We start from the raw sequence: 5,654 nt of genomic DNA on the forward strand, positions 1-5,654 counted from the left end.
GCAGGTCGCCGCCCGCGTCGACGAGGCCGAATCGCTGGCCGACGCCCTGCACGGCGCTGCCGGGCTGCTGGCGCAGGGCCTGCAGGCCGAGGGCCACGCGGTGCTGCGCGTGCTGTCCGTCGCCGGCGACGCCGCCCAGCTGCAGGCCTGGCAGCAGCCCGAGGATCCGCATTCCGGCCGCTTCACCGTCCACCCCCGGCTCAGCGCCACCGGGCGGGCGGTCGCCGAAGGCCGCATCTGCCTGGCACCGATGCACGGCTCTGCCGCCAGCGTGATGGCGCTGCCGGTGCGCGGCGGCATCACCACGGCTGCCGTGCTGGAACTGCACGGCGTGCCGGCACAGCGCGACCTGACGGCGTTGCGCCGGGTGCTCGAGACGGTGCAGCGGCTGCTCGACCTGCGCAGCGCGCGCCCGGATGCCCCAGCCGACGCCCAGGCGCCCGCCACGGTCCCGATCCCGATCCCGATCCCGATCCCGATCCTGCTGCCCACCACGCCGGCGCCCGCCACGCCCGAGCCCGAACTGCTGCAGCTGCTGATGGAGAACCTGCCGGCCAGCCTGTTCGTGCTGAACCCGATCGACCGCCGCATCGTCGCGCTCAACACCCACGCCGAGCGCGAGTTCGCCAAGGGCCGCGAGCAGGTGCTCGGCAAGACCGTGCGCGATGCCTTCGGCGGCGATGTCGCGCTGCTCGGCGAGCCGGCCATCGCGCGGGCGCTGGCCGAGCAGGGCACCATCGAGAGCGAGGTCGAGGTGCCGGGCGAGGGCGGCACCCGCATCGTCAGCGCCCGCTGCTTCGCGCTGCGCCATGCCGACGGCACGCCGCGGCTGGTGATCGTGCTCGCGCGCGACGTGACCCGCGAGCGCCGCGCCGAGCGCGAGCTGCACGAGTCGCAGAACCGGCTGCGCGAGTTCGCGCACACGGTGGAAGACAGCCTGTTCGTCACCAACCCGGCGCGCGACCGCTTCCACTTCCTCGCCGAGAGCAGCTACGACACCTGGGGCACGCCGCAGGACGAGTTCGAGCGCACGCCGAACTCCTTCCTGTCGCGCGTGCTGCCGGAAGACCGCCACCTGCTGGCGGCCCGCCGCGAGCTGGAGGAACAGCTGCAGCCGGCCGACATCCGCGTGCGCATCCAGCATCCGGTCAAGGGCGTGCGCTGGCTGCGCTCGCGCACCCGCTCGCGCCGCATGCCCGACGGCGAGCTGCGCGTGTACGGCCTGGTGTGCGATGTCACCGAGGAGCTGGAGCACGAGAACGAGCTGAAGCGCGCGCGCGACATCGCCGAGGCCGCCAGCCAGGCCAAGAGCCAGTTCATGGCCAACATGAGCCACGAGATCCGCACGCCGATGAACGGCATCCTCGGCATGACCGAGCTGCTGCTGGGCACCGCACTGAACGACCGCCAGAAACGCTTCGCGCAGGCGGTGTACCGCTCCGGCGAGGCGCTGCTGGAGATCATCAACGACATCCTCGATTTCTCGAAGATCGAGGCCGGGCGGCTGGAGCTGGCGCCGGTCGATTTCTCGCTGCGCTCGGTGGTCGAGGACACGCTCGAGCTGCTCGCGCCGCGCGCGCACGAGAAGGGCCTGGAGCTGAGCTTCCGCGAGGAACCCGGCATGCCGAGCCACGTGCACGGCGACCCGCTGCGGCTGCGCCAGGTGCTGACCAACCTGGTGGCCAACGCGATCAAGTTCACCGAAGCCGGCGAGATCGTCGTCGACGTGCGCATGCCGATGCCGGCGCAGTCGGCCGACCGCGCGCTGTGGCTGGAGTTCGAGGTGCGCGACACCGGCATCGGCATCGAGGACGAGGTGCTGCCGCGCCTGTTCAGCGCCTTCACGCAGGCGCATGGCGGCATGTCGCGCCGCTACGGCGGCACCGGGCTGGGCCTCGCGATCTCCAAGCAGCTGGTCGAGCTGATGGGCGGCGACATCGAGGTGCAGAGCTCGCCGGGCATCGGCTCGCGCTTCATCTTCAGCATGCCGATGGCGCCTGCCGACAGCGCCGGCGGCGACACCACGTCGCCGGGGCTCGACGTGACGCAGATGCCGGCCCTGCGCGTGCTGGTGGTCGAGGACCACGAGACCAACCGCACCGTGCTCGACAACATGCTCGGCGCCTGGGGCATGCAGGTGGTGCTGGCCGAGGACGGCCGGCAGGCGCTGGCGATCCTGTCGGGCGCGACGCCGGTCGACCCCCGCTTCGACCTCGCGCTGGTCGACATGCACATGCCGCGGCTCGACGGCATGGGCCTGGCCCATGCACTGAAGGCGCTCGGCCCGGAGCGCCCGGGCAGCGGCATGAAGATGATCCTGCTGTCGTCGGTGTCGTCGCCGGACGACGTGCGGGCGGCGCACCGCGCCGGCTTCGACCGCTTCGTCGCGAAGCCGGTGCGCAAGGCCGAGCTGCGCCAGGCGATCCTGGGCATCTCCAGCCACCGCGCCGATGCGACGCGCTTGACGCCCCGGCTGAACGCACAGATCCTTGTCATCGAAGACAATCCGGTCAACCAGGAGGTCATCGGCCAGATGCTCCGGGCGCTGGGGTGCCAGGTCCAGGTCAGCGCCTCGGCGCTGGAGGGTTTGAAGGCGTTGTGCGAGCGGCGCTTCGATCTCGTGCTGATGGACATCCAGATGCCCGGCATGGACGGCGTCGAGGCGTTGAACTGGTTCCGGCGCAGYCGCTCGGGACGGTTCAACTTCCTGACGCCGACCGAAACGCCTGTGATCGCCGTGACGGCCAATGCCCTGGGAGGGGATGAAGAACGGTTCCTCGAACTCGGTTTCGACGACTATCTGTCCAAGCCATTCCGCCAAAGCCAACTGCTCGCCATGCTTTCCAAACGATTGCGCCCCGCGGCGCCTGTGGATCCCGACAGCTCGCCCACCGGCGGCGTGGGCGCTCCGGCCCCCGCTGTTCCGGCGGCCGCCGCCGATGGCGTGCTCGATGCCGGCGCGCTCGACCGCCTGCRCGAGCTCGACCCGAGCGGCGAGAACCAGCTGCTCGAGCGGGTCATGAAGGCCTTCGATACCTCGCTCGAGCGTCTTCTCCCCCAATTGCAGGATGCTCAGGCGTCCCACGACTTGACGGGCATCCGGCACGTGGTACACACGCTGAAGTCGTCTTCCGCGAGCATCGGGGCCCTCAAGATGTCTCAAATCTGCGCAGAAATCGAAGCCATGGTGCGCCGCGAGGCGACGCAGGGCATGGACGATCGCATCGTGGCGCTGCAGGCCGAGGTGGTGATCGTCGTGGCTGCCACGCGCCGGTTGCTGGGCCGCTGACTTCATGAGCTCGAGCGCGCCGCTGCCCGACGACGACCTGCTCGGGCAGCCGCGCGTGCTGCTGGTGGACGACGACGAGGTCAACCTGCTGCTCACCGCCATCGCGCTGCGCGAGCGCGGTTTCGCGATCACCGAGGCCACCAGCGGCGAGCGGGCGATCCAGATCCTGGCCGACTGGTCGCCCGACGTCGTCGTGCTGGACGCGCTGATGCCCGGGCTGGACGGCTTCGAGACCTGCCGCGAGCTGCGCTCGCTGCCGGGCTTCGAGTCGATGCCGGTGCTGATGCTGACCGGGCTCGACGACGACGCGTCGATCACCCGCGCCTACGAGGCCGGCGCCACCGATTTCTTCGTCAAGTCGACCCACTGGAGCCTGCTGGCCGGCCGGCTGCGCTACCTGCTGCGCTCGTCGCGCACCCGCCAGGAGCTGGAACGCAGCAAGTCGAAGCTCGCGCGCGCGCAGGACCTGGCGCGCATGGGCAGCTTCGACTGGCACCGCGGCCACGGCAACCCGCTGTTCTCGGTCGAGGGGCTGCGGGTGTTCGGCCTCGGCCCGGGCGACACGCCGAGCATGCGGGCGCTGCTGCGCATGGTGCCGAACGAAGAGCGCGCCGGCTTCGTGACGATCCTGCACGAGGTGATCCGCCACAGCTCGGTGCTGGCCACCGACATCCCGGTCACGCTGCCCGACGCCCGCCAGCGCATCATCCACGTCGAGGCCGAGCCGGAGTTCAACGAGCACGGCAACCTCTCCGGCTACACCGGCATCGTGCAGGACGTGACCGACCGCCGCATGGCGGAAGACAAGATCCGCCACCTCGCCAACTTCGACGCCTTGACCGGCCTGCCGAACCGCCGCCAGCTGATCTGGCGCACCGAGCGCGCGCTGGAGCATGCGCGCCGGCTGAACCACCCGGTCGGGCTGCTGCTGATCGACCTCGACCGCTTCAAGGTGATCAACGACACGCTGGGCCACGGTGCCGGCGACGAGCTGCTGATGGAGGTGTCGCGCCGGCTGCGCTCGTGCGTGCGCCACTCCGACCAGGTGATGGAGAGCGCCGTCGAATCGATGGGCTCGCGCTCGCACCGCACGCTGGAGGCCGTCGGCCGGCTCGGCGGCGACGAGTTCGTCGCGCTGCTGCCCGAGGTGTCCGACGAATCCGATGCCGAGCGGGTCGCCGCGCGCGTGCTCGACGTGATGCGCGAGCCGATCTTCGTCGGCGGCCAGGAGTGCTTCGTCACCGCGAGCGTCGGCATCGCGATGTTCCCGCGCGACGGCCAGACGGTGGCCGACCTGATGCGCAACTCCGACGTGGCGATGTACTCGGTGAAGGCGCAGGGCCGCAATGCCGCGCTGCTGTACCGCCCGGCGCTGGCCGGCAAGGGCCGCGAGAAGCTCGAGCTCGAGAGCGCGCTGCACAAGGCCATCGAGCGCAACGAGCTGGTGCTGCACTACCAGCCCAAGGTCGACGTGCGCGGCGCGCGCATGGTGGGCGCCGAGGCGCTGATGCGCTGGCAGCGCGGCGGCGTGCTGGTGCCGCCGGGCGATTTCATCCCGCTGGCCGAGGAGACCGGCCTGATCATCCCGCTCAGCGAATGGGCGATCCGCGAGGCGGCGCGCCAGGCCCGGATCTGGCAGGACAGCTTCGGCTTCAGCGACTCGATCGCGGTGAACCTGCCGAACCGGCTGTTCGAGCGCACCGACCTGGTCGAGCACATCCACCAGGCCGTCACCGCGTACGGCGTGCCGCACCATGCGATCGAGCTGGAGATCACCGAGACAGGCCTGATGAAGGACCTGCAGAACGTGATCCCGACGCTGCACCGGCTCAACGAGATCGGCGTCGAGATCTCGATCGACGACTTCGGCACCGGCTACTCGTCGCTCGCCTACCTGACCACGCTGCCGATCAGCGAGCTGAAGATCGACCGCTCGTTCGTGCGCGATCTCGGCATGACGCCGCAGAGCTCGGCGGTGGTCACCGCGATCATCGCGCTGGCGCGCTCGCTCGGCCTGCGCGTGGTGGCCGAGGGGGTCGAGAACATGCGCCAGATGGAAGTGCTGCACCGGCTGGGCTGCGGAATGATGCAGGGCTTCCTGTTCAGCCGGGCGCTCGCGCCCGAGGCGCTGGAGCAGTGGCTGCAGCAGACGGTGCTGCCGCGCAAGGCGCCGTGGATCGTCGACGCCGGCGAGGACGACGGGCTCACCGATTCGATCCGGGCCGGGCTGGAGCCGCGGCCGAACCGCCACTCGCCCAAGTGATGCCCCCAGTGGCCCCTTTCTTGCCCTCCCTCTTCTTGCCCTGACCTGATCGATGGACACCAAACCCCAGGCGCCGCAGACGCCTGCCGTGCTGGCCAAGGC

At 70.5% G+C, this 5,654-nt stretch carries 2 protein-coding genes; both read left to right on the top strand.

The window, feature by feature from the left end; genetic code table 11:
• The coding region (locus tag AC1D12_RS22890) for a PAS domain-containing hybrid sensor histidine kinase/response regulator (protein WP_477843055.1) at positions 1-3,289 on the top strand (3,289 nt) is incomplete at its 5' end.
• A 4-nt stretch (positions 3,290-3,293) separates the two neighbouring features.
• Positions 3,294-5,552 (top strand): putative bifunctional diguanylate cyclase/phosphodiesterase, encoded by a 2,259-nt coding sequence (locus AC1D12_RS22895; protein WP_052211241.1) that lies wholly within the window; start codon positions 3,294-3,296, stop codon positions 5,550-5,552.
• The last annotated feature ends 102 nt before the right edge of the window (positions 5,553-5,654 follow it).

The sequence above is a fragment of the Rhizobacter sp. P1_G5 genome, assembly GCF_056405435.1.

Coding starts and splice junctions, on each gene's coding strand:
- AC1D12_RS22895 (WP_052211241.1), top strand. CDS start 3,294: ATGAGCTCGAGCGCGCCGCTGCCCGACGACGACCTGCTCGGGCAGCCG.